At 56.7% G+C, this 22,501-nt stretch carries 19 protein-coding genes and 1 pseudogene; 16 read left to right on the forward strand and 4 right to left on the reverse strand.

Annotated features, from left to right (window positions below; translation table 11 throughout):
- The first annotated feature begins 117 nt into the window (after positions 1 to 117).
- The 15 genes and pseudogenes from ACWKXN_RS01600 to ACWKXN_RS01670 all read left to right on the forward strand — a co-directional run bounded on the left by ACWKXN_RS01600 (position 118) and on the right by ACWKXN_RS01670 (position 16,455).
- Positions 118 to 848: pseudogene (locus ACWKXN_RS01600) on the forward strand (type II secretion system protein N).
- 13 nt (positions 849 to 861) lie between these two features.
- Positions 862 to 2,787, forward strand: coding sequence for a type II secretion system secretin GspD (gene gspD / locus ACWKXN_RS01605; RefSeq protein ID WP_454543228.1), 1,926 nt, complete (start codon positions 862 to 864; stop codon positions 2,785 to 2,787).
- Positions 2,788 to 2,799: 12 nt separating this feature from the next.
- Complete coding sequence (gene gspE / locus ACWKXN_RS01610) at positions 2,800 to 4,278, forward strand: type II secretion system ATPase GspE (RefSeq protein WP_182931703.1); 1,479 nt, start codon at positions 2,800 to 2,802, stop codon at positions 4,276 to 4,278.
- Positions 4,278 to 5,486, forward strand: coding sequence for a type II secretion system inner membrane protein GspF (gspF, locus tag ACWKXN_RS01615; RefSeq protein ID WP_182931704.1), 1,209 nt, complete (start codon positions 4,278 to 4,280; stop codon positions 5,484 to 5,486). The genes gspE and gspF overlap by 1 nt, the downstream gene beginning before the upstream one ends.
- 2 nt (positions 5,487 to 5,488) lie before the next feature.
- Positions 5,489 to 5,938: a type II secretion system major pseudopilin GspG gene (gene gspG / locus ACWKXN_RS01620; RefSeq protein ID WP_072210895.1), complete on the forward strand. Its 450-nt coding sequence runs from the start codon at positions 5,489 to 5,491 to the stop codon at positions 5,936 to 5,938.
- Positions 5,938 to 6,423: a type II secretion system minor pseudopilin GspH gene (gene gspH / locus ACWKXN_RS01625; protein WP_023310954.1), complete on the forward strand. Its 486-nt coding sequence runs from the start codon at positions 5,938 to 5,940 to the stop codon at positions 6,421 to 6,423. Before gspG ends, gspH begins: the two co-directional genes overlap by 1 nt.
- Positions 6,416 to 6,799, forward strand: a complete 384-nt coding sequence (gene gspI / locus ACWKXN_RS01630) for a type II secretion system minor pseudopilin GspI (RefSeq protein ID WP_023310955.1) — start codon at positions 6,416 to 6,418, stop codon at positions 6,797 to 6,799. Before gspH ends, gspI begins: the two co-directional genes overlap by 8 nt.
- The gene (gene gspJ, locus ACWKXN_RS01635; RefSeq protein WP_096151227.1) at positions 6,792 to 7,472 is read left to right on the forward strand and encodes a type II secretion system minor pseudopilin GspJ; all 681 of its coding nucleotides are present in this window, start codon (positions 6,792 to 6,794) and stop codon (positions 7,470 to 7,472) included. Before gspI ends, gspJ begins: the two co-directional genes overlap by 8 nt.
- Positions 7,469 to 8,488, forward strand: coding sequence for a type II secretion system minor pseudopilin GspK (gspK, locus tag ACWKXN_RS01640; RefSeq protein ID WP_039261521.1), 1,020 nt, complete (start codon positions 7,469 to 7,471; stop codon positions 8,486 to 8,488). Before gspJ ends, gspK begins: the two co-directional genes overlap by 4 nt.
- 15 nt (positions 8,489 to 8,503) lie before the next feature.
- Complete coding sequence (gspL, locus tag ACWKXN_RS01645; RefSeq protein ID WP_217072673.1) at positions 8,504 to 9,649, forward strand: type II secretion system protein GspL; 1,146 nt, start codon at positions 8,504 to 8,506, stop codon at positions 9,647 to 9,649.
- Positions 9,646 to 10,131, forward strand: a complete 486-nt coding sequence (gspM, locus tag ACWKXN_RS01650) for a type II secretion system protein GspM (protein WP_033145062.1) — start codon at positions 9,646 to 9,648, stop codon at positions 10,129 to 10,131. The genes gspL and gspM overlap by 4 nt, the downstream gene beginning before the upstream one ends.
- Positions 10,128 to 10,871 carry a prepilin peptidase gene (locus ACWKXN_RS01655; protein WP_454543229.1) on the forward strand — a complete coding sequence of 248 codons (744 nt, stop codon included), beginning with the start codon at positions 10,128 to 10,130 and terminating at the stop codon, positions 10,869 to 10,871. Before gspM ends, ACWKXN_RS01655 begins: the two co-directional genes overlap by 4 nt.
- A gap of 257 nt (positions 10,872 to 11,128) precedes the next feature.
- Positions 11,129 to 13,897 (forward strand): glycosyl hydrolase family 18 protein, encoded by a 2,769-nt coding sequence (locus ACWKXN_RS01660; protein ID WP_182931709.1) that lies wholly within the window; start codon positions 11,129 to 11,131, stop codon positions 13,895 to 13,897.
- Positions 13,898 to 14,030: 133 nt separating this feature from the next.
- A complete protein-coding gene (iagB, locus tag ACWKXN_RS01665) occupies positions 14,031 to 14,483 on the forward strand; it encodes a type III secretion system invasion protein IagB (RefSeq protein WP_029739471.1) in 453 nt (150 codons plus the stop codon).
- Positions 14,484 to 14,625: 142 nt separating this feature from the next.
- The gene (locus ACWKXN_RS01670) at positions 14,626 to 16,455 is read left to right on the forward strand and encodes a chitinase (protein ID WP_029739472.1); all 1,830 of its coding nucleotides are present in this window, start codon (positions 14,626 to 14,628) and stop codon (positions 16,453 to 16,455) included.
- 77 nt (positions 16,456 to 16,532) lie between these two features.
- Here ACWKXN_RS01670 and ACWKXN_RS01675 read toward each other — a convergent pair whose 3' ends face one another.
- The 4 genes from ACWKXN_RS01675 to poxB form a co-directional block, all read right to left on the reverse strand.
- Positions 16,533 to 17,546 carry an NAD-dependent epimerase/dehydratase family protein gene (locus ACWKXN_RS01675; protein ID WP_045354430.1) on the reverse strand — a complete coding sequence of 338 codons (1,014 nt, stop codon included), beginning with the start codon at positions 17,544 to 17,546 and terminating at the stop codon, positions 16,533 to 16,535.
- A gap of 92 nt (positions 17,547 to 17,638) precedes the next feature.
- Complete coding sequence (locus ACWKXN_RS01680) at positions 17,639 to 19,075, reverse strand: DUF2867 domain-containing protein (RefSeq protein ID WP_454543230.1); 1,437 nt, start codon at positions 19,073 to 19,075, stop codon at positions 17,639 to 17,641.
- A gap of 10 nt (positions 19,076 to 19,085) precedes the next feature.
- A complete protein-coding gene (gene ltaE / locus ACWKXN_RS01685; protein ID WP_454543231.1) occupies positions 19,086 to 20,087 on the reverse strand; it encodes a low-specificity L-threonine aldolase in 1,002 nt (333 codons plus the stop codon).
- A gap of 38 nt (positions 20,088 to 20,125) precedes the next feature.
- Complete coding sequence (gene poxB, locus ACWKXN_RS01690) at positions 20,126 to 21,844, reverse strand: ubiquinone-dependent pyruvate dehydrogenase (protein ID WP_039261536.1); 1,719 nt, start codon at positions 21,842 to 21,844, stop codon at positions 20,126 to 20,128.
- A gap of 151 nt (positions 21,845 to 21,995) precedes the next feature.
- Here poxB and ACWKXN_RS01695 point away from each other — a divergent pair, with 151 nt between their 5' ends.
- On the forward strand, positions 21,996 to 22,430 hold the full coding sequence (locus tag ACWKXN_RS01695; protein WP_454543232.1) for a DoxX family protein: 435 nt from the start codon (positions 21,996 to 21,998) through the stop codon (positions 22,428 to 22,430).
- Positions 22,431 to 22,501: the final 71 nt, after the last annotated feature.

Raw genomic sequence — 22,501 nt, forward strand, 5'->3', positions numbered from 1 at the left:
ACATTAGTATTTACGCCACTTACTCATACAGCCCTGTGCTGTGAATTACTGACTGGCAGAAAGGCTCGTTAAAAAATGCGGATGTCATTTGTTACTCAATTGATTATGCCCTGCGTCATGTTTGTGCTGCTTATATTCTGCGGCCAGCAAGGGTATATGGTTTATAAAGATTATAAAAAAGTGACGAACAGGTTGTCTGATTCAAAAAAGACTATGCAAAAAAAAGTCACGATGAAACCCAGTTTGTGCTTTTTACGCCGGCGGTGATGCCAGCGAAACAGCCAGCGGCGGTGAAAAAGCCGCTCAGTGCGGAAATCGAAGGTATTCTCAGCAGCGATGAAGCCTGGCTGTCCTTTGCGGTGATAAAAACTCCTGCAGGACAAAAGAGCTATCGCGAGGGCGAAATGCTCGCCGGTTTTGACAATGCCTATATTGCCGAAATTCATCCTGATAATGTGGTGGTGAATTATGAAGGCGCACCGCAGGTTATTTCACTTAAAAAACCAGACTATTTCAAAGGCGGCGTTGACAGCGCCCCGGTAACCAAATCGAAGAAAGATGCAGGGTTAGATAATCTGCATCTGGATGATTATCTGGTGTTAAAACCATTAATCGAAAAAGGCCAGCTGGAAGGCTACAACATTAATCCACGCAATGCGTCGCCTTTCTACAGCCATGCTGGCCTGGAAAAAGGTGATGTGGTGGTAAAAGTTGACGATGTGGATATGACTAAAGAGGCGCAGGCAAAAGAGCTCGTTGCCCGCTGGTCAAAAATGAAAGAAGCGGATGTCGTTATCCGGCGTCACGCTCACCTTGAAAATATTCGGGTCAATGTTCTTAACAATTAATAAGTGTACAGACATGAAGAAATTTCCATGGGCGTGCGTAGCGCTGACCGCATTGTCGTTATATTCAGGTTCGCTGTTCGCGGCGAACTTTAGCGCCAGTTTTAAAAATACCGATGTCCGCGAATTTATCGATACCGTCGGGCGTAACCTCAATAAAACCATTCTGGTCGATCCTTCCGTTCAGGGAACGGTGTCGGTTCGCACCTACAACGTACTGACGGAAGATGAATATTACCAGTTCTTCCTGAGCGTGCTGGATCTCTATGGTCTGTCGGTGATTCCGATGGATAACGGGATGGTGAAAGTCGTGCGCTCGTCGGTGGCCCGCATGTCGGGCGCACCCATTGCCGACAGCAAAAACCCAGGCAAAGGCGACGAAGTCATCACCCGCGTGGTGCGGATGGAGAACGTTCCGGTACGTGAGCTGGCCCCCCTGTTGCGTCAGCTTAACGACGCCTCCGGCATCGGTAACGTGGTCCATTTTGAACCGTCAAACGTGCTGCTGTTAACCGGCAAAGCCTCGGTGGTTAACCGCCTGGTGGATCTGGTGCAGCGTGTGGACCAAAGCGGCGTCCAGCGCCGTGAAATCGTGCCACTGCGTTTTGCCTCGGCCAAAGAGCTTTCTGACATGTTGAACAACCTCAACAACGAAGAGCAGAAAGGGCAAAACGCTCCGCAGCTGGCGACCAAAGTGGTCGCCGACGATGAAACTAACAGCCTGGTGATCAGCGGCAGCCCGGAGGCGCGTCAGCGCACCCGGACGCTGATCTCCCAGCTCGATCGCGAGCAGAACAACGAGGGCAACACCCGCGTCTTCTACCTGAAATACGCCAACGCCAGCAAAGTTGTGCCGGTGCTGACGGGGATCGGCGAGCAATTGAAGGATAAAGCGGGCGGTGGCAAGAGCAAAGCCGCGCCGATGGCAGGCGATCTGAATATTTCCGCCGACGAGTCTACCAATTCGCTGGTGATCACCGCCCAGCCAAACGTCATGAATTCACTGGAAAAAGTGATCGACAAGCTGGATATCCGCCGTCCGCAGGTGCTGGTGGAGGCGATCATCGCCGAAGTTCAGGACGGTAACGGTCTGAATCTGGGCGTGCAGTGGACCAGTAAACACGGTGGGGTTCAGTTTGGTTCGACCGGCCTGCCGATCAGCCAGATCAAGAAGTCAAAAGTCATTGGCAGCTATACGGGCCTGGCGACCGGTTTCTTTAACGGCGACTTTGGCGCGCTGATGACGGCGCTGTCCACTAACGGCAAAAACGACATTCTGTCGACGCCGAGCGTGGTGACGCTGGATAACAAAGAGGCGTCGTTCAACGTCGGTCAGGATGTTCCGGTCCTCTCCGGTTCGCAGACCACCAGCGGCGATAACGTCTTTAACTCGGTGGAACGTAAAACCGTCGGTACGAAGCTGAAAATCGTACCGCAGATCAACGATGGCGACATGATCCATCTGAAGATCGAGCAGGAAGTTTCCAGCGTGGATAACACCTCGACGGCCGATGCCAGCCTGGGCCCAACGTTCAACACCCGCACCATCAACAACGAAGTGATGGTCCACAGCGGGCAGACGGTGGTGCTGGGTGGGTTGATGGAAAACGTCACCAAACAGTCGGTCTCGAAAGTGCCGTTGTTGGGCGATATTCCGGTGGTGGGTCAGCTGTTCCGCTATACCTCCCAGGACAGCGCCAAACGTAACCTGATGGTGTTTATCCACACCACCGTACTGCGCGACGACGACAACTACGGCGCGGCGTCGAAAGAAAAATATGAGCAGATCCAGGCGCGTCAGCAGCATCGTATGGAAGAGCACAAGCTGGGCATCGTAGAGAATGCGGATTCACCGATGCTGCCAGCCTATCCGTCCCAGAGCCGCGCCGCGCCGGTGAGCGCCAGTGCGCCGGTGTCGTCCCGCAACCCGTTTAAAGAGTAAGGTGCAAGCGACATGACCGAGATGAGTAATGCGCTCTGTACCAGCACCTGGGCGAAAGAGAACGGGGTCCTGTTCTATAACGATGAGGTTTATATCCGCGAGGATGCGCAGGCGTATGCCCTGCTGGAGATGCGCCGCGTGCTGGGGCGCTCCTATGCCCCGACGATCCTGACGGCGGAAGCGTTTGACGAACTGCTGACCAACATCTGGCAGCAGAACAGCGGCGTCTCGCAGCAGCTGGTGGACGACATGGACGCCGATATTGACCTGATGGCGTTAACCGAGGAGATCCCTGACAATGAAGATCTGCTCGATAACGACGAGAACTCGCCGGTGATCCGCCTGATCAACGCCATTATGGGCGAAGCGGTGAAAGAGGGGGCCTCCGATATTCATATCGAGACCTTCGAGCGTACCCTGAGCGTTCGTTTTCGCGTTGACGGCGTGCTGCGTCCGGTGCTGCAGCCAGCGCGCAAGCTCGCGCCGCTGCTGGTGTCGCGTATCAAAGTGATGTCCAAACTGGATATCGCCGAAAAACGCCTTCCCCAGGACGGTCGTATTTCGCTGCGCATTGGTCGTAAGGCCATTGACGTGCGTGTCTCCACTATTCCGTCTCAGTACGGCGAACGCGTGGTGATGCGTCTGCTGGACAAAAGCAACCTTAAGCCGGACATCAACAAGCTCGGTCTGATTGACGAAGAGCTGGTGAAGTTAAAGGGACTGATTGAACGTCCGCACGGCATCATCCTGGTGACCGGCCCGACCGGTTCGGGGAAAAGTACCACCCTGTACGCGCTGCTGTCGGCGCTTAACGGCCATGAACGCAACATTCTGACCGTGGAAGATCCGATCGAGTATGAACTGGAAGGGGTAGGGCAGACCCAGGTCAACCCGCGCGTGGACATGACCTTTGCGCGCGGACTGCGCGCCATTCTGCGCCAGGACCCGGACGTGGTGATGATCGGGGAAATTCGTGACGGGGAAACCGCGCAAATCGCGGTACAGGCCTCGCTCACCGGACACCTGGTGATGTCCACGCTGCACACCAACAGCGCTGCGGGCGCTATTACCCGTCTGCGTGATATGGGGCTGGAGTCATTTTTAATCGGTTCGTCGCTGCTTGGCGTCATTGCCCAGCGTCTGGTGCGTCGGCTGTGTCCGCACTGTCGCACGACCAGTCCGCTGGATGACAATGAGAAAGCGCTGTTCACCTTTATGGAAACGCCGCCGAAAGCGATTTATCGCGCCGTGGGCTGTGAACAGTGTCGCCAGAGCGGCTACCAGGGACGCGCAGGCATCCATGAATTTCTGGTGGTCGACAGCGCCATGCGCCGTGCGATCCATGAAGACAAAGATGAGATGTCCATCGAAACGCAGCTTTTCAAAGAGGCCTACAGCCTGCGTGAAAACGGTCTGCTGAAGGTGATCTCCGGCGTGACATCGCTGGAAGAGGTGATGCGCGTCACCGCCGAGCGCGGGGGGGATGCGTAATGGCCTGGTATGCGTGGTCCGCGACGGACGCTACGGGGAAAACCCAGCGCGGCAACCTGCAGGCCGAAGGGCCAAAGCAGGTGCGCCAGATGCTGCGCGAACAGAAGCTGATGCCAGTGAACATTGCGCCGACCAGCGATCCGGCGGCGGGAAAAAACGCCCGTAAAGGGGCAAAACTGTCGATTCCGGTGCTGTCGATGTTTACCCGACAGCTCGCGACGCTGGTCAATGCCGCGCTGCCGCTGGAGAGTGCGCTGAAGGCGATTGCGAAGCAGACGGAAGATAAAACCCTGGCGGCGATGGTGACCGAGATCCGCGACAAGATTGTGGAAGGTCACACGCTGTTCGACGCCTTCAGCCAGTTTCCGCGCAGCTTCGACAAGCTCTACTGCACCCTGGTAATGGCCGGTGAAAAGACCGGTCATCTCGGTGGCGTGCTGGAAAAGCTCGCCGAGTACAACGAGCAGCGCCAGAAGATGAAAAGCAAGCTCACCCAGGCGATGGTCTACCCCATCACCCTGACGGTGGTGGCGATCGCGGTGATCTCCATTCTGCTGGTCGCCGTGGTGCCGCAGGTCATCGACCAGTTCACCCACATGAAACAAGAGCTGCCGGTAACCACCCGCACGCTGATTGCGGTGAGCGACTTTTTACAGGCCTGGGGCATCGTTATCGCCGGCGGCCTGTTCGGGGCGTCGGCGAGCTTTAAATTTTGGATAAAAGTAGAAAAGAACCGGTTTGTTTACCATCGGTGGCTGTTGCTAAAGTCACCGCTGAAAAAACTGGTCTGCGCCATCAACAGCGCGCGCTACATCCGTACGCTGAGTATTTTGCAGGCCAGCAGCGTTCCGCTGCTGGAGGGGATGTACATCGCGATGGACGGGATTGAAAACCTCTATGCCCGGCAGGTGCTTGAGCAGGCGGCGGACACCGTGCGCCAGGGGGCATCCCTCTACAACGCTCTGGAACAGGCGAAAATTTTCCCACCCACCATGCTCTACATGGTGGCCTCCGGGGAGGAGAGCGGCGAGCTGGGCTCGCTGATGGATCGTGCGGCGGAAAACCAGGAATCTGCATTACAGCATCGAATTACGTTAACGCTGTCGGTATTTGAACCGGCACTGGTAGTAACTATGGCGACCGTTGTTTTATTTATCGTTCTTTCAATATTACAACCGCTTCTTCAACTTAATAATATGGTGGGTTAATCATGTCTTTGAAAAAAAATAGCCTGAAGCGTCAGGCGGGGTTCACGCTGCTCGAATTAATGGTAGTTATCGTTATTCTCGGTGTGCTGGCCAGTATGGTTGTGCCTAATTTAATGGGCAATAAAGAAAAAGCCGATATTCAGAAAGCGACCAGCGATATTGTGGCGCTGGAAGGTTCGCTGGATATGTACAAACTCGACAACCATCGCTATCCGACCACCGAGCAGGGGTTGCAGGCGCTGGTGACCAAACCTGAAATTGCGCCTGTTCCGAAAGGCTACCGTGACGATGGCTATATTCGTCGCCTGCCGCAGGACCCATGGGGCAATGACTATATTCTGGTCAGCCCGGGTGAACATGGCGCTGTTGATATTTTCTCAGCCGGTCCGGATGCAGAAGCTAATACTGCCGACGATATCAGCAACTGGTCTTTTGATAAAAAAGCTAAGTAATGAATAAGCAACGTGGATTTACCCTGCTGGAAATTATCGTGGCGCTGGTGATATTCGCCCTGAGCGCCATGATGGTGGTCACTACCATTCCATCACGCAGCGGCGCAGATACATTTGGTCAGCAGCTAAAATCCCTCGTTGAATATGGTTCTGACCGTGCGGTAATGGACGGAAATATTGTCGGGCTGGTGATGACCTCGTCAGAATTTGAACTGGTGACGCAGGTTGTAAATAACGGCGAGCGCCACTGGGCACCGTTAAAGTCGGGGCGGATCGCCACACGCGGCGAGTTTCCTGAGGAGATGCATGTCTCCCTCTCATCGCGAACGCTGGCGGCCACGCTGGACGATGAACCGCAAATCATTTTTTTGCCGGACGGCGAGCTTAGCCGCTTCACGCTCAGCCTCGAAAGCCTGGATAAAAAGCAGCGCTTTCACGTGACGTCACAGGGCTCTGTTCCCGTGGTGGTGGAAAACGATGACTAAACGCAAAACCAAAGAGCAGGGGATGACCCTGCTGGAAGTGATGGTGGCGCTGGTGATTTTCTCCACCGCGGCGCTGGCGCTGATGAACTCCGTCACCCTGAACGTGCGCTTTACCCACAGCCTGTCGGAAACGCTGCAGGCCGGCTGGGTGGCGGAAAATCAGCTGGCGCAAGCGCAGCTGGCTCAGACCGACTTCCCGGACGCCGAGCAGGTGGGTACCGAAACCATGGGCGGACAAACCTGGACCTGGCATATCCAGCGGGTGAAAACCGCCGAAAATACCTTTGCCGATGAGGTACGGGTTTACAGCGAAGCAAGCGATGCGCAACCGGTGGTGGCGCTTCAGCTCGCCGAACCGGAGGTAGATCGTGAGTAAGGTGCAGCGTCAGCAGGGCTTTACCCTGCTGGAAATTATGATTGCGCTGGCCATCTTCGCGGTGATCAGCATTCTCGCCTGGCAAACGCTCGACGGCGCGATGCGGACCTCGACGGCCAGCGACGAGGCGGCGACAAAAGTGACGGCGCTTCAGCGCACGTACAACCTCCTCTCGCGTGACTTTTATCAGCAACAGGCGCGCGCGCCGCGCAACAGCGGCGAGGTGTTCGTCCAGCAGCAGAATGGGGTGGAAATGACAACCCTGAACGGCATTAGCGGCCAGGTGCAGCTGGAGCGGGTGCGCTGGACGTTAAAGGACAAGCGCGTGTGGCGCAACGTCTGGGCTGCTATCGACGGTCCTGCCAGCGCGCAGCCGGAAGAAGTGCCGATTCTGAGCGATGTGAAAGAGATGAAATGGCGCTTCTGGCACGAAGGCTGGAAGGAAAAATGGACCGACATCGCCCATCAGCCTGATGGCGTTGAGCTGAATCTGACCATGGAAAACGGCGAAACCTGGCGCTGGGTTTTTCTCACTCCCGGCGATATGCCTGAGATCCAGACCGCGCCAAAAGAGACGAATGCGGACCCGGCGCAGCCGGCAGCGGAGAATGCGGCCCAGCCCGTAACAACCCCGCAGCCCGATACGGCAGTCGATCCAGGAGTGAGTTCATGAGCGGCAAAACAGCGCGAAAAGAGCGTGGCGTGGCGCTGCTGGTGGTGCTGATCCTGCTGGTGATGATGTCCGCCCTGGCGGCGAAAATCAGTCAGCAGTTCTGCCGCCACCTGCAAAAAACGCATTATCAGGTCAGCCAGCAGACGCTGCGCTGGGCCATTGCCCGTCAACAGAAGGTACTGGAAAACGTGTTGCAGAAAGCGGCCAGTTCAGAAGGGGCGGGGCTGTCGCCGCAAGGTGACTGGGCACAGCCGCTGAAAACCCACGGGGATAATTACACCGTGGTGAGTCAGGTGGAGGATGCCCGGACCTGCTTTAACGTCAATAGTCTGCTGGGCGGTGACGCGGCGCCAGCGGCCCCGGCCGACCCAACTGCGCTGCCGGAAAAACCGGTCAAAGAGCAGATTATCGAACAGCTGCTGGCTGAAAGTGGCGTCGGTACGCTGGCGGCAGAAGAGATTTACCAGCAGCTGGTGGATTATCTTGACGCCGACGACGTGACGGCGAAACAGGGCCAGGAGGTCGACGCCTGGGCGAGCGTGACGCCCGCCCGCGGTCCGGCGAATCAAATGATGCGCACCATCAACGAAATCAGACTGCTGCCCGCCTTTCCGCAGGCAGCGTGGCCGAAGGTCGGCAAGCTGCTGTGCGCCTTGCCGGATACGGATGGCACCATAAATGTCAATACCTTAACACGCGAACAGGCACCGCTGCTGGCGGCGGTTTTTACCGGCGTGCTAAACACGGACGACGCTGCCCGCCTGATCGATTCACGCCCGGAGGAGGGGTGGGCGTCGCTGGAGGCATTCAGCAAAGTGCTGGAGAGCAACTATCCGCAGACCAAAGATATCCTGGCGCAGATTCAGGACAGGGTTGCGGTCATCAGTCGCTATTTTCGGGTGGAAACCACCGGCAATACCGATGATTTAACGCTGCGCGTCGTCAGCCAGCTTCACGTTGACAGTGAGGCTGGCAAGGTCGTGACCTGGCAACGCCGCTACCGAATGGTTGAATAAGATAAGTAGATGATAATGAAAAAGGTGCTTTTTATTCGTCCCGACACCCGTGAGGACGGCAAAATCTGGTGGTGTGAATCCGGTAACGATCGGGTGGAATATCTGACGGGCTGGAGCGCACTGAGCGAACTTTCCTGCCACCCGCTTTCTCAGCAGGTGTGCCTGCTGCTGCCGGCGAGCGAGACGATCTTTCGTCATTTTACCCTGCCGAAAAAAGGACTTTCCGCCCAGACGGCGCAGTTCTCGTGGATGGCGGAAGAGACGCTGCTCGGCGAGGTAGATACGCTGCACTGGACGGTGCTGAACAAAAAGGGGCCGGAGGTGGATGCCGTGGCCATCGACGCTGAACGTCTGCGCCACTGGCTGGAGCTGTTCGCTCAGGCGGGGCTCACGGTGGCCCAGGCGCTGCCGGATGCCTGGCTGCTGCCGGTGAGCGAAGGGGGCACGACGCTGGTGAGCCTGGAGGAGAGCTACTGGCTGCGTTTTTCCCCCGGCAGCGCTGGCGAAGCCGATACGGTCCTGCTGCCGCTGCTGTTGAGTAAATGCCGGGCGGGTGAGGTGTGCTGCTACGGCGATGCGCCGCAGGAGGTACAGGTGGATGAACGGCTGGCGTGGCAGCATCCGCTGGTGCTGATCCAGCCCCAGTGGCAGGGCTGTCGTATCAACATGCTGCACGGGGAGTTTTCCGGGCGCAGCGCCAGCGGTCCGCGTTTTCGCCACGCGAAAAAGGCCCTCGCGGCGGCGGCGCTGCTTTGCGTCGGACTGCTGATCGGCCCCCGCGTTGGTATGGCGTGGATGCTCACTCATCAGCAAAACGAGATCCACCGGGAGATGACCACCGTAGCGCAGCACTATTTCCCGACCCTGCGCCAGACCAGCAACCTGAAATACTACGTCGGGCAAAATATCAGCAAGGCGAAGAAAGGGATCTTCCTGCAGCTCGAAGCGCTGAATCAAATCAGGCAGTCATTGCCGTCGCTGGAGATCAATAACGTGGAATATGACGAAACGCAAAATCAGCTGACGCTGAATGTGAAATCCATGGATAAACAGACCCTGCAGGATTTTGTCGCCCGCAGCGCCGAAACCTTTGAATTTACGATGCAGCCGATTTCCGGCGAGGCGCCTTATACCGCCATTATTACCGGGAGCTATAAATGAAAACGCAAATAGCCCAGTTAAAAAACCGCTGGCAACATTACAGTCCACGCGAGCGTAATTTATTTAAACTCTGCGGCGGGGCACTCTGCTGCGCGATGGTTTATTACGGCGCGATGATGCCGCTCGATACTCTCATCAAAAATAACGAGGCCGTGTTATTTAAGCAGAAGCAGACGCTGAACTGGATGCGCCAGGAAATTGATAAAAACCATCTCCAGTCCAGAATCGTCAATACCCCGAACCCGCGCAGCGTGGTGGAAGAAAGTGCCAAAGTCGTGCACGTCGCGTTGACAAACGTGCGTCAGGAAGAGCAGTCGCTGACCTTTGATGTCGAGCGCGTCAGCGTTTCTGCCCTGCAAAACTGGCTGCGTGAAATGAACGTCTCTTCCGGTATCCATCTGGAGAAACTCGCGTTAACGCCGGTGGATCGTCAGAGTGACGTGAAAGCGCACATTACGCTGAGCTGGGCGAAAAGCGCATGAACCCACTAATGCTGTTGCAGCAGGCGAATCTGCCGGGTCTGTGCGTCATGAGCGGAGCGCTGGGCGCGATCCTCGGCAGTTTCCTCGGCGTCGTGGCGGAGCGTATTCCGCCGCTGGTAATGGAAGAAGAGGGGGCAGGCAATCTGCTGTTTCCCGCCTCTCACTGCCCGGAATGCCACCACGCCCTGAGCGCGTGGGAAAATATTCCCATCATTAGCTGGTGTGCGCTGCGCGGCCGCTGCCGCCACTGCCATAGCGCGATTCCGCTGCGACTGCTGCTGGTGGAAGTCTGTAGCGCTCTCTTCTTTGCCGCCAGCGCTGCGCTGGCGCCGTCGTTTTTGGCGCTGATTGCGCTGTGGGTGATGTGGAGTCTGCTGCTGCCGCTGGTGGTGATCGACGCGCGCCATATGCTGCTGCCGGACTGTCTGACCCAGCCGCTGCTGTGGACGGGGCTGATGTTCCATGCCCTGTTCCGTACGCTACCGCTGACCGATGCTATCTATGGCGCAGTGGCGGGATATCTCTCGCTCTGGCTGGTTTTCTGGGCATTCCGCCTGCTGACCGGCCGGGAAGGATTAGGCTATGGTGATTTTAAGCTGCTGGCGGCGCTGGGGGGCATTATCATGCATTGCCTGTTAAAGCCCTTTGAGAATAAAAATAACCTTATTTCCTTTGGTCCATATATTGCATTTTCCGGGCTGGCTGTATTTATCGCGCAAATCCCACGCCTCATCTTTTAAATAATGCAGTCAAGTTTTTTTTGAAATTTTTTCATCGGGGGAATGAAAGGCGAAAATAAATTCCCCACTGTATTCTTCTCTACGCAATAAAACATTTGTCGAAGTTTATGAGTGGAGGAAGGTACAGCGCAATAATAAGCAGGTCTTTCGCGAACCAGAAACGTTCACGATTAATTTATCAGTAAATAACGTTTGTCCATGTTTAATGGAAAAGCATGGGTATTTAATTTCACAAATCGTATTATCAGGATCAAATAATGAAATTTCTGAAGCCTAAATATCTGGCACTCTTCGTTGCAGCGGCTGCAAGCCCGGTGTTCGCAGCCGTGCCAGGTAAAGCAACTATCGCCAGTGGTAATGATAAATTTGCCATTGTCGAAGTTGATCAGTCTGCTACTGCTTACAACAACCTCGTCAAAGTCCATGATGGCGCCGATGTTAAAGTGCAGTGGGATGTCTGGAGCGGCGCGGCGCCGACTTCAGCGAAAGTGTTGCTCGACGGCAAAACCGTCTGGACCGGTGCAGGCAGCATGTCCGGCACGGCAGCATTTAAAGTGACCAAAGGCGGTCGCTATCAGGAAACGGTTGAACTCTGCAATGCCAGCGGGTGCAGCACCAGCGCCAGCAAACTGATTATCGTCGCGGATACCGACGGTAGCCATCTGCTGCCGCTTAACACCACCATGCAGGAAAATAATAAAACCCTCTCTAAGCATACCGATAAAGTGGTCGGTGCCTATTTCCCTGAGTGGGGCGTTTATGACCGTAAATTCCCGGTGGATAAAATCCCGGCAGCTAACCTTAACCACATTCTGTATGGCTTCATTCCAATCTGCGGCGGCGATGGCATCAACGACAGCCTGAAAACCATCGAAGGGGGTAACAGCTTCGAAGCGCTGAAGCGCGCCTGTGCGGGCCGTCAGGACTTCCAGGTGGCGATTCACGACCCGTGGGCCGCACTGCAGCAATCCCGGACTGGCCTCGACAGCTGGGACGAGCCCTACAAAGGTAACTTCGGCCAGCTGATGGCAATGAAGAAAGCCAATCCAGGACTGAAAGTACTGCCGTCTATCGGTGGCTGGACCCTCTCCGATCCGTTCTTCAAAATGCATGACAAAGCGATCCGCGATCGCTTCGTGGCTTCCGTGAAAGATTTCCTGAAAACCTGGAAATTCTTCGACGGCGTGGACATCGACTGGGAATTCCCGGGCGGCGGCGGTCAGAACGAAACGCTGGGCAACCCGCAGCAGGATAAAGAGACGTATACCGCACTGATGCGCGAACTGCGCGCCATGATGAATGAACTGTCAGCCGAAACCGGCCGTACCTTTGAACTGACCTCAGCAATCGGTTCAGGCAGCGACAAAATTGAAGACGTTGATTACACCACTGCCCAGCAGTACATGGATCACATCTTCCTGATGAGCTACGACTTCTACGGCGGCTGGAGCAATACCGATCTGGGTCACCAGGCGGCACTGCGTGCGCCGGCGAACAAACCGGATACCAATTACACCACCGAAAACGGCGTCAATGCGCTGCTGGCGCAGGGTGTACAGCCCGGCAAAATTGTCGTGGGGACGGCCATGTATGGCCGCGGCTGGACCGGCGTTCACGGTTACAGCAATAACAACCCGTTCACCGGCACGGCAACGGGCATGGTGAAAGGGACCTGGGAACCGGGCGTGGTTGACTATCGTCAGATCGTTAACGAGTACAAAGGCAAAGCGGGCTGGGAATACAACTATGATGCCACCGCTGAAGCGCCGTATCTGTTTAACAAAACCACCGGCGATCTGATCACCTATGAAGATGCGCGTTCCGCAACGGCGAAAGGTCAGTATGTGCTGGCGAAAAACCTGGGCGGTCTGTTTGCCTGGTCTATCGACTCCGATACCGGAGACATTCTGAACGCGATGAATGAAAGCCTGACAGGCGGCGGCGCTGCGCCGGTTGATCCGGTGGTGACCAACCATGCGCCGGTGGCGACTTCCGCGGACCAGAGCGTAACCGGTCCGGCGACGGTGACCCTGGATGGCTCGGCTTCTACCGATCCGGATGGCGATGCCATCACCTACAAGTGGACGCAGATCTCTGGCCCGTCGGTGACCCTCACCAACAGCACCAAAGCGAAAGCGACCTTCAACGTTGCCGCTGTCACCAGTAACCAGACTCTGGCGTTCCGCCTGACGGTCACTGATGCGAAAGGGTTGAGCAGCACCGCTGACGTCCAGGTCGTGAACAAAGCGCCGAAAGCAAACCAGGCGCCGGTCGTGAACCAGATGGAAGCCGTGACGCTGGAAGCGGGCCAGAGCTACTCTCTGCACGCTCAGGCTAACGATCCTGATGGCGACGCGCTGACCTACTCCTGGAGCGTTCCTGCGAATATGCAGGCGACAGGCGCAGACACCGCGAACCTGAACATCACCGCACCGGACGTGGACGCGGAATCAACTTACACGCTGACCGTGGTGGTAAGCGATGGCAAGTCCAGCGTACAGACTAACGTGCAGGTGACGGTAACGCCTAAAGCGGCGGAAACGCCGTCTGACGAAGGCAATACCCCTTCCGATGAAGGCAACACGCCGTCTGACGAAGGTAATACCCCATCCGATGAAGGCAACACGCCGTCTGACGAAGGTAACACCCCATCCGATGAAGGCAATACGCCGTCTGACGAAGGTTCTGCCACCAGTAGCTGCGATAAGCCTGTTGACGCCAACGCCAGCAAATACGCTGCCTGGAGTGCAAGCAAGGTTTACAACGCGGGCAATACCGTCAGCTTCGACAACCTGGTCTGGAAAGCAAAATACTGGACTCAGGGCAACCAGCCGGGCTTCGGTGTGGATGCATGGGAGCTGGTAAGTCAGGTGAAATTCAACTGGCGCTCCGACGTGGTCTATAACGGCGGCGACACCACTACCTACAACGGTTACTCCTACACCGCGAAATGGTGGACGAAGGGTGATAAACCCGGTAGCAGCGATGTATGGGTGAAAAAAGGCCCTGCGGCTGACTGCCAGTAAGTCATAGCCATAACGATGCGGGTAAGTAACTTGCCCGCCATCACGGTCCACGTCCCGAGACGGGCGTGGGCCGTAAATCAGGAAACAGCGCGATAAGCGCGTAAGGAGACAATGAAAAAGAGCCGGACTGAAAATGAAAACGTTATTTTTATTGTTGCTGATAATAAGCCATAGCGTCTTTGCCAACTGCTGGGATAAAGCCGCCAGTTATTACCATGTGGATCCTTATCTGTTGTATGCCATTGCTAATGTTGAATCGGGAATGAATCCCAATGCGATTGGACAGAATAATGATGGCACGCGTGATGTGGGCCTGATGCAGATTAATAGTTCACATTTTTCCGAGCTGGAGCGAAAAGGCATTAATGAGTACCGGTTAATTACCGAGCCCTGCACCTCGATTATGGTTGGCGCATCGATATTATCCGGAATGATTAAAGTTTATGGCTATAACTGGGAGGCGGTCGGCGCCTATAACGCGGGTCTGAAAAAAGAGAATTACCCGCAGCGCATGGTCTATGCCCGTAAGGTCTGGAATAAATATCAGAAATTAAAACGTAGCACCCGTAACCGTTATTATTATTGATTTTTGTTTTTTGAAGAGTACCGACTGGTGCTCTTCATAAAACGAAAACTGCTCCCGGGTTTATTTATTAAATGATTAATAAATAAACCGCGAAACAAATTAACTTTTATATACCCTTAATATAATTAAGAGGACCATTGACATGAACAAAAGAACATTACTCAGTGTTCTTATTGCGGGCGCATGTGTTGCACCGTTTATGGCTCAGGCAACCCAGCTGCAGGCCAGCAGCGAACCTTACACCGTTAAGGCCAGCGATCTGCAGAAGAAAGAGCAGGAGTTGACCAACTTCCCGCTGATGGCTTCAGTGAAGTCAACCATTCGCACGCTGGACAACAGCCTGGTGGAACAAATTGAGCCGGGTAAATCGACGAACCCAGAAAACGTCAAGCGCGTGGAAGGGATCATCAAGGCCAGCGACTGGGAATATCTCTTCCCACTGCGTGCGCCGGAATATACCTACAGCAACTTCCTGAAAGCGGTCGGTAAATTCCCGGCACTGTGCCAGACCTATACCGATGGTCGTAACAGCGATGCCATCTGCCGTAAGTCTCTGGCAACCATGTTCGCGCACTTCGCGCAGGAAACCGGCGGCCACGAGTCCTGGCGTCCGGAAGCCGAGTGGCGTCAGGCGCTGGTTTACGTGCGTGAGATGGGCTGGAGCGAAGGTCAGAAGGGCGGCTATAACGGCGAATGTAACCCGGATGTCTGGCAGGGTCAGACCTGGCCGTGCGGTAAAGACAAAGATGGCGATTTCGTTAGCTACTTTGGTCGCGGTGCGAAACAGCTCTCCTATAACTACAACTACGGCCCGTTCTCTGAAGCGATGTACGGCGACGTCCGCGTACTGCTGGACAAACCTGAGCTGGTGGCGGACACCTGGCTGAACCTTGCTTCCGCGATCTTCTTCTTCGCCTACCCGCAGCCGCCAAAACCGAGCATGCTGCAGGTTATCGACGGCACCTGGCAGCCGAACGATCACGATAAGGCGAATGGTCTGGTTCCGGGCTTCGGCGTGACCACGCAGATCATCAACGGCGGCGTGGAGTGCGGTGGCCCGACTGAGATCGCCCAGTCTCAAAACCGTATCAAATACTACAAAGAGTTCGCCAACTACCTGAAGGTGCCTGTTCCGTCTAACGAAGTGCTGGGCTGCGCCAACATGAAGCAGTTCGACGAAGGCGGTGCCGGCGCGCTGAAGATCTACTGGGAACAGGACTGGGGATGGAGCGCGGATACCCCGTCAGGCCAGACCTACTCTTGCCAGCTGGTGGGTTACCAGACGCCATTCAGCGCCTTTAAAGAGGGTGACTACACCAAATGCGTGAAGCATTACTTCAACGTCAACGTGGTGGGTGAAGACGGCACTTCCGACGGCGGTAGCGTCACGCCAGCTCCGACGCCGACCCCTGTCGACCCAACGGACGAAGGCAACACCACGCCGGTGCCGGACGATAACACCCCGGCTCCGGAAGATAATACGCCAGCGCCGGTAAACCATGCGCCGGTAGCAAAAATCGCCGGTCCGGTGGGGGCGGTTGAAGCGGGTAAATCTGTTTCTCTGAACGCGTCTGGCTCGACTGACGAAGACGGTAACCACCTGACTTATACCTGGACGGCTCCGAACGGCCAGACCGTAAGCGGCGATGATAAAGCGATTATTACGTTCAATGCACCGGAAGTGGCGGCGGCGACGCAGTACCCGATCAACCTTACCGTCAGTGACGGCGAGCTGAGCAGCACTACCACCTATACGCTGAACGTACAGGCTAAGCAGACCAACGGCGGCCAGACCGGGACTTACCCGACCTGGACCTCCAAAACCAAATGGAAAGCAGGCGATATCGTTAACAACCGCGGCCAGCTGTTCCAGTGCAAACCTTATCCGTACAGCGGCTGGTGCAATAACGCGCCATCCTACTACGAGCCAGGTAAAGGGATTGCATGGCAGGACGCGTGGACTGCGCTGTAATCAGCACAACAGCAAAATGACAAACGGCAACCTTCGGGTTGCCGTTTTTTTCTCATCGTAAAAATGCAGGACCCGATCTACCGATGCAACTTACCGTGATCCCGCAGCCACGCCGCCGTACGCGTAATCCCTTCATCCAGCGTTACGATCGGTTTGTACCCAAGCTCGTTCTCCGCCCGCGAAATATCCAGCGTGAAATCAAAGTTAAGCTTCGATACGCCGTAATGCGTCAGCGCAGGCTCTTTGGCCGATTTACTGCCAAAACGCTCCATGCTGCGGGCAATCATATCCAGCATTGGGTAAGGGACTGAACGGATGCGGCAGTCGATCTGCAGCTCGTCAATTAAACGCTGCACAATGCTGCGCAGCGTGCAGGGTTCGCCGTTCGTGATGTTGTAGGCGCGACCGGAGATCAGCTTATCGCAGTCCGGCTGGCTTGCCAGCCACATGGCGTGAACGGCGTTTTCGTAATAGGTCATATCCACCAGCGCATCGCCGCCGCGCGGCAGCAGCACGCTGCCGTAGTGGTGCATCATCTGCGCCAGGCGCGGAATAAACACTTTGTCGTGCGGCCCGAACAGGCTCTGCGGACGTAAGACCGTAAAACGGGTGTGCGGGTTCGACTGTGCCAGCAGGTCAATCACCTCTTCGCTGGCCGCCTTGCTGCGGGCAAACTCGCAGGCAAAGCGAGCGGGACGGAAATCTTCCTGCACGTCACGATGGTGGTGATAGTCGAAATAGAGTGAAGGTGACGAGATATGAATAAAGTTACGCACGCCCCAGGCAACGGCCCATTCGCCCAGACGGCGGGTTGCCCGCACGTTGGCGAGATCAAAGGCTTCCTGGGTACCCCACGGGGAGGTGAAGCTGGAGCAGTGCCACAGCGTGTCGATACCGGCGAGCATCACTTTCGCCTGAGAGGAGACCAGCTCCGTCAGGTCAGCATGGACGAACTCCGCGCCCATTTTTTGCAGCAGCTTTCCCATCGCTTCGTTGCGACCGGTAGCCCTGACGCTGATGCCCTTGTTGCGCAGAAATTCGACCGCATTTCGGCCTAAGCCGCTGGTCGCCCCGGTAACCAGTACCTTCATATCAATCCACTGTGTTGAAAAGAATTTCGTGCGCATTCTTTCGTGAATTACGGCGCTATGCAATGGGAAAGGTGAAAGAAAGAGAGTTTTATTTAGATCTTTTCCGTCTTTTGTTCTGCCCGTTGCGCAATCCGCTTTGCCATCCCGCGGAAGATAAACAGGTGGGCGGGGATCATCAACAGCCAGTAGAACAGACCCGGCATTCCGTGCGGATGCCACCAGGCTCGGACGTCCAGTTCACGACAATCGCCTTTGTCTTTCAGGGTAAAGCAGAGTCGGCCCAGCCCCGGGGCTTTCATGCCGAACAGCAGCGCCAGCTGTTTTTCCGGCTCGACGATGATGACCTTCCAGCTGTCGACCGCATCGCCCACCTCAAGATACGGGCGTGCCGGGCGGCCTTTTGCCAGCCTGTGCCCCACCAGCAGATCCATTGCTCCGCGCGTTTGCCAGAGGATATTGCCGAAGAAATAACCGTCTTTGCCGCCAATCTGGTTCACGACTTCCCACAGATCTGCAAGGCTGGCGGAAGTTTTCACCGTGCAGCCCGCCTGTTTCGAGTAATAGCCGTACTCCGGCCGCCAGCGGGCAAACGCCTGGGCGTCGTAGCCCCAGTCGCTGGAGTTCACCAGCTGCTCTTCCTCTTTCAGCGTATTGCGCACGGCATCATCAAAGCGGATCAGATCCTGGGGAATGAGTGCCCGCAGTTCGCGATCGTCCGCCAGTAAATCATGTTTGAGCCCCTGGATCAGCGCTTTGGCGATCGTCGGCGGCACCGAGGTGATCACATTCAAAAACCACACCGAAATCCAGCGGGTTGGAAAGGGGATGGGGATCAGCCAGCGGCGGCGGCCGCTGACGCGCATGAAATGTTCGAACTGCTCCTGATAGCTCAGCACTTCAGGGCCTGCCGCCTCCAGCACGCGGTGTTGCTCCGCCGGGCGATCCAGCAGGGCCACCAGATAATGCAGTAAATTCTCCAGCGCAATCGGCGTGGTGCGCGAGCGTACCCAGCGCGGCGGCGTGAGTACGGGCAGGTTGTAGACCATATCGCGCATCACTTCGAAGGCGGCGGAGCCTGCGCCGACGATGATCCCGGCGCGCAGTTCGGTGACGGGGATATTCGCCCCGCGCAGGGTGTCAGCCGTCAGCTGGCGGGCGCGCAGGTGATCGGACTGCTCGTGTTCGGGCGCCTGGAGCGAGCTTAAAAAAATGACCTGCTTCACCGGGGTTTGCAGCAGGGCGTCGCGAACGTTCATCGCCACCTGCCGCTCGTGGGCGATGAAATCCCCGCCTTCGCCCATGCTGTGCACCAGGTAGTAAAGCGTGTCGACCCCTTCCAGCAGGGCGGGAAGTTCCTTCGGCCAGTTGAGGTCAACGCTGTGGCAGGTGACGCCAGGCAAACTGAGCGTTTGCAGGCGTTCGGTGTTGCGTGCCGCTGCCAGCACCTGGTGTCCCTGCTGGCTTAACGCCGCGGTGAGATGCTGACCGATGTACCCGCTGGCGCCGAGCACCAGAATTCGTTGCGGCACGTGATGCTCCTTATCGCTGTAAAAACGCCTGCCAGTGTTTCACCACGTCCGCCAGCTGTTCGCGGCTCACGTCGAGATGCATGACCAGGCGCACGACGGGTGAGGCGTTGATCAGCACGCCACGTGATTTCATAAATTCACCCAGCGCGGCGGCGCGGTCATCGCCCACGCGTACGAACAGCATGTTGGTGTCGTGGCGCATCACGTCGGCGCCAATCTCGCGCAGCTGCGCCGCCATCCACGTGGCGTTGTCGTGATCGTCCTTCAGGCGCGCCACGTTATTTTTCAGGGCATACAGCCCGGCAGCCGCCAGAATACCCGCCTGACGCATGCCGCCGCCGGTCATTTTACGCCAGCGGTTGGCGCGCTTGATGTAGTCCGCGTCGCCCACAAGCAGAGAGCCCACCGGCGTGCCCAGCCCTTTTGAGAGGCAGATGGTGAACGAGTCGCAGTATTGCGCAATCTCTTTCAGCTCGCAGCCATACTCCACGACGGCGTTAAAGATACGCGCGCCGTCAACGTGCAGGCCGAGCCGGCGCTCGCGGGTGAATTCCCACGCTGCTTTCAGGTATTCGCGCGGCAGCACTTTGCCGTTGTGGGTGTTTTCGAGGCTGAGCAGTCGGGTGCGGGCGAAGTGAATATCGTCAGCTTTGATTTTCGCCGCGACTTTATCGAGCGGCAGGGAGCCGTCCGGCGCGGCGTCAATCGGCTGCGGCTGAATGCTGCCGAGCACCGCCGCGCCGCCGGCTTCGTAGAGATAGTTATGCGCGCCCTGGCCGACGATATACTCTTCCCCCCGCTCGCAGTGGCTGAGCAGCGCCACCAGGTTAGCCTGCGTGCCGGTTGGCAGAAACAGGGCCGCTTCCTTGCCGCTCAGCTCTGCCGCGTAACGCTGCAGTTCGTTAACCGTTGGGTCATCGCCGTAAACGTCATCCCCGACCGGGGCGGCCATCATCTCTTCGAGCATGGCGCGGCTCGGGCGGGTTACGGTATCGCTGCGTAAATCAATCATTTCACATCCCTTTATTTTAAGAGGTCATGCGAAATGTTTTACCTGAGCCAGTTGGTTTTTGCCAGTTCGATCACCTCGTCGCCGCGCCCGCTGATGATGGCGCGCAGCATATACAGGCTAAAGCCTTTGGCCTGTTCAAGCTTGATCTGCGGCGGGATCGCCAGCTCTTCTTTGGCGACGACGACATCCACCAGCACCGGACCGTCGATGGAAAATGCGCGCTGCAGGGCTTCGTCCACCTCTGAGGCTTTCTCCACGCGAATACCGGTGATGCCGCAGGCCTCGGCGATGCGTGCGAAGTTGGTGTCGTGCAGCTCGGTGCCGTCCGTGAGATAGCCTCCGGCCTTCATCTCCATCGCCACGAAGCCCAGCACGCTGTTGTTGAAGACTACAATTTTCAGCGGCAGCTTCATCTGCACCACCGACAGGAAATCCCCCATCAGCATGCTGAACCCGCCGTCGCCGCACATCGCCACCACCTGACGCTCCGGCGCCGTCGCTTTTGCGCCCAGCGCCTGCGGCATGGCGTTGGCCATCGAGCCGTGGTTGAACGAGCCGAGCAGTCGACGCTTGCCGTTCATCTTCAGATAGCGTGCCGCCCAGACGGTTGGCGTGCCCACGTCGCAGGTAAAGATGGCGTCGTCGTCAGCGAAATGGCTGATCTGCTGCGCCAGATACTGCGGGTGAATCGCTTTGTCGCTCGGTTTGGCGAGGTCGTCCAGCCCCTTGCGGGCGTCGCGATAGTCGCTCAGGGCCTTATCAAGGAACTTGCGGTCCGTTTTTTCTTCAAGCAGCGGCAGCAGGGCGGCAAGCGTGGATTTGATGTCGCCCACCAGCGCCATATCGACCTTGCTGTGCGCGCCGATGCTGGCCGGATTGATATCAATCTGAATGATTTTCGCATCCGTCGGGTAGAACGCGCGATACGGGAATTGGGTGCCGAGCAGGATCAGCGTGTCGGCGTTCATCATGGTGTGGAAGCCGCTGGAGAAACCGATCAGACCGGTCATCCCCACATCAAAGGGGTTGTCGTACTCGACGTGCTCTTTGCCGCGCAGGGCGTGAACAATAGGGGCCTTAAGCTTACCGGCGAATTCAAGCAGCTCCTTGTGCGCGCCCGCGCAGCCGCTGCCGCACATCAGGGCGATATTGCTTGAGTACCGCAGCAGCTGTGCCAGCTTTTTCAGCTCCTCTTCCGCAGGCGTCACCACCGGCTGCGGGGCGTGATACCAGTGGGTGCTGGCCCCTTCCGGCGCGGCCTTGAGGGCCACGTCTCCCGGGATGACGACCACAGAAACGCCGCGGTTCAGCACGGCCTTGCGCATGGCTATCGCCAGCACCTGCGGGATCTGCTCCGGGGATGAAACCAGCTCGCAATAGTGGCTGCATTCACGGAACAGCTCCTGCGGATGCGTCTCCTGAAAATAGCCGCTGCCGATTTCGGAAGAGGGGATATGGGCGGCAATTGCCAGCACCGGCACGTGGTTACGGTGACAGTCAAAGAGGCCGTTGATCAGATGCAGGTTGCCGGGACCGCACGATCCGGCGCAGACGGCCAGTTCCCCCGTGATCTGTGCTTCAGCGCCTGCGGCGAAGGCGGCAACCTCTTCATGGCGCGTGGGCATCCATTCGATGGTCTTCATCTTGTTGAGGCTGTCGCTAAGTCCGTTCAGGGAATCGCCGGTTACGCCCCAGATACGTTTCACGCCAGCCTGTTCGAGCGTTTTCGCTATATATGCAGCCACGGTTTGTTTCATGGTTGTCCGTCTCCTTTTTGTGATATCGCTTACAAGCTTAGAAGAAAGTCTCCGTATTGCCCGTCGCATCCCCCCAATTAAAAGGTGCTTTTCATGCGCAATTATTCGGCATAATCTGGTGCTACCTCAGTAAAAACAGGAAGTATTTCAAATGGTTAAATCATTGTTAATCGCTCTTAATGAAAAGCTATCGTGCGACGATCTTGGCAAACTCTTGTTACGACTTGCCGTCGGCGGGCTGATGCTTTTTCATGGTTTGCACAAGCTTTTTGGCGGCGTGGGCTTTATCAGCGGCATGCTGGTGGAAAAAGGGCTGCCCGGATTTATCGCCTACGGCGTGTTGGTTGGCGAAGTGGTGGCACCGATCCTGATTATTGTCGGGCTCTTTACGCGTCCGGCCGCGCTGGTGCTGGCCTTTACGATGATTGTGGCGTGGCTGATGGTGGGAATGGGGGAAACGCTCGCCCTCGATAAGGTAGGCGCATGGGCGATTGAAAGCCTGGTGTATTTCTTTATCGGCTCGCTGGCGGTCGCGTTTTTAGGGGCGGGGCGGTTTGCGCTGGGTAAAGCGCCCGCGTGGCGGTAGGGTTATTGTAGGTCGGGTAAACGCAGTGCCACCCGACAAAAAGCCCGGTGGCGCTGACGCTTACCGGGCCT

It is taken from the genome of Enterobacter sp. UPMP2060, from assembly GCF_053709655.1.

Coding starts and splice junctions, on each gene's coding strand:
- gspD (WP_454543228.1), top strand. CDS start 862: ATGAAGAAATTTCCATGGGCGTGCGTAGCGCTGACCGCATTGTCGTTA.
- gspE (WP_182931703.1), top strand. CDS start 2,800: ATGACCGAGATGAGTAATGCGCTCTGTACCAGCACCTGGGCGAAAGAG.
- gspF (WP_182931704.1), top strand. CDS start 4,278: ATGGCCTGGTATGCGTGGTCCGCGACGGACGCTACGGGGAAAACCCAG.
- gspG (WP_072210895.1), top strand. CDS start 5,489: ATGTCTTTGAAAAAAAATAGCCTGAAGCGTCAGGCGGGGTTCACGCTG.
- gspH (WP_023310954.1), top strand. CDS start 5,938: ATGAATAAGCAACGTGGATTTACCCTGCTGGAAATTATCGTGGCGCTG.
- gspI (WP_023310955.1), top strand. CDS start 6,416: ATGACTAAACGCAAAACCAAAGAGCAGGGGATGACCCTGCTGGAAGTG.
- gspK (WP_039261521.1), top strand. CDS start 7,469: ATGAGCGGCAAAACAGCGCGAAAAGAGCGTGGCGTGGCGCTGCTGGTG.
- gspL (WP_217072673.1), top strand. CDS start 8,504: ATGAAAAAGGTGCTTTTTATTCGTCCCGACACCCGTGAGGACGGCAAA.
- gspM (WP_033145062.1), top strand. CDS start 9,646: ATGAAAACGCAAATAGCCCAGTTAAAAAACCGCTGGCAACATTACAGT.
- ACWKXN_RS01655 (WP_454543229.1), top strand. CDS start 10,128: ATGAACCCACTAATGCTGTTGCAGCAGGCGAATCTGCCGGGTCTGTGC.
- ACWKXN_RS01660 (WP_182931709.1), top strand. CDS start 11,129: ATGAAATTTCTGAAGCCTAAATATCTGGCACTCTTCGTTGCAGCGGCT.
- iagB (WP_029739471.1), top strand. CDS start 14,031: ATGAAAACGTTATTTTTATTGTTGCTGATAATAAGCCATAGCGTCTTT.
- ACWKXN_RS01670 (WP_029739472.1), top strand. CDS start 14,626: ATGAACAAAAGAACATTACTCAGTGTTCTTATTGCGGGCGCATGTGTT.
- ACWKXN_RS01675 (WP_045354430.1), bottom strand. CDS start 17,546: ATGAAGGTACTGGTTACCGGGGCGACCAGCGGCTTAGGCCGAAATGCG.
- ltaE (WP_454543231.1), bottom strand. CDS start 20,087: ATGATTGATTTACGCAGCGATACCGTAACCCGCCCGAGCCGCGCCATG.
- poxB (WP_039261536.1), bottom strand. CDS start 21,844: ATGAAACAAACCGTGGCTGCATATATAGCGAAAACGCTCGAACAGGCT.
- ACWKXN_RS01695 (WP_454543232.1), top strand. CDS start 21,996: ATGGTTAAATCATTGTTAATCGCTCTTAATGAAAAGCTATCGTGCGAC.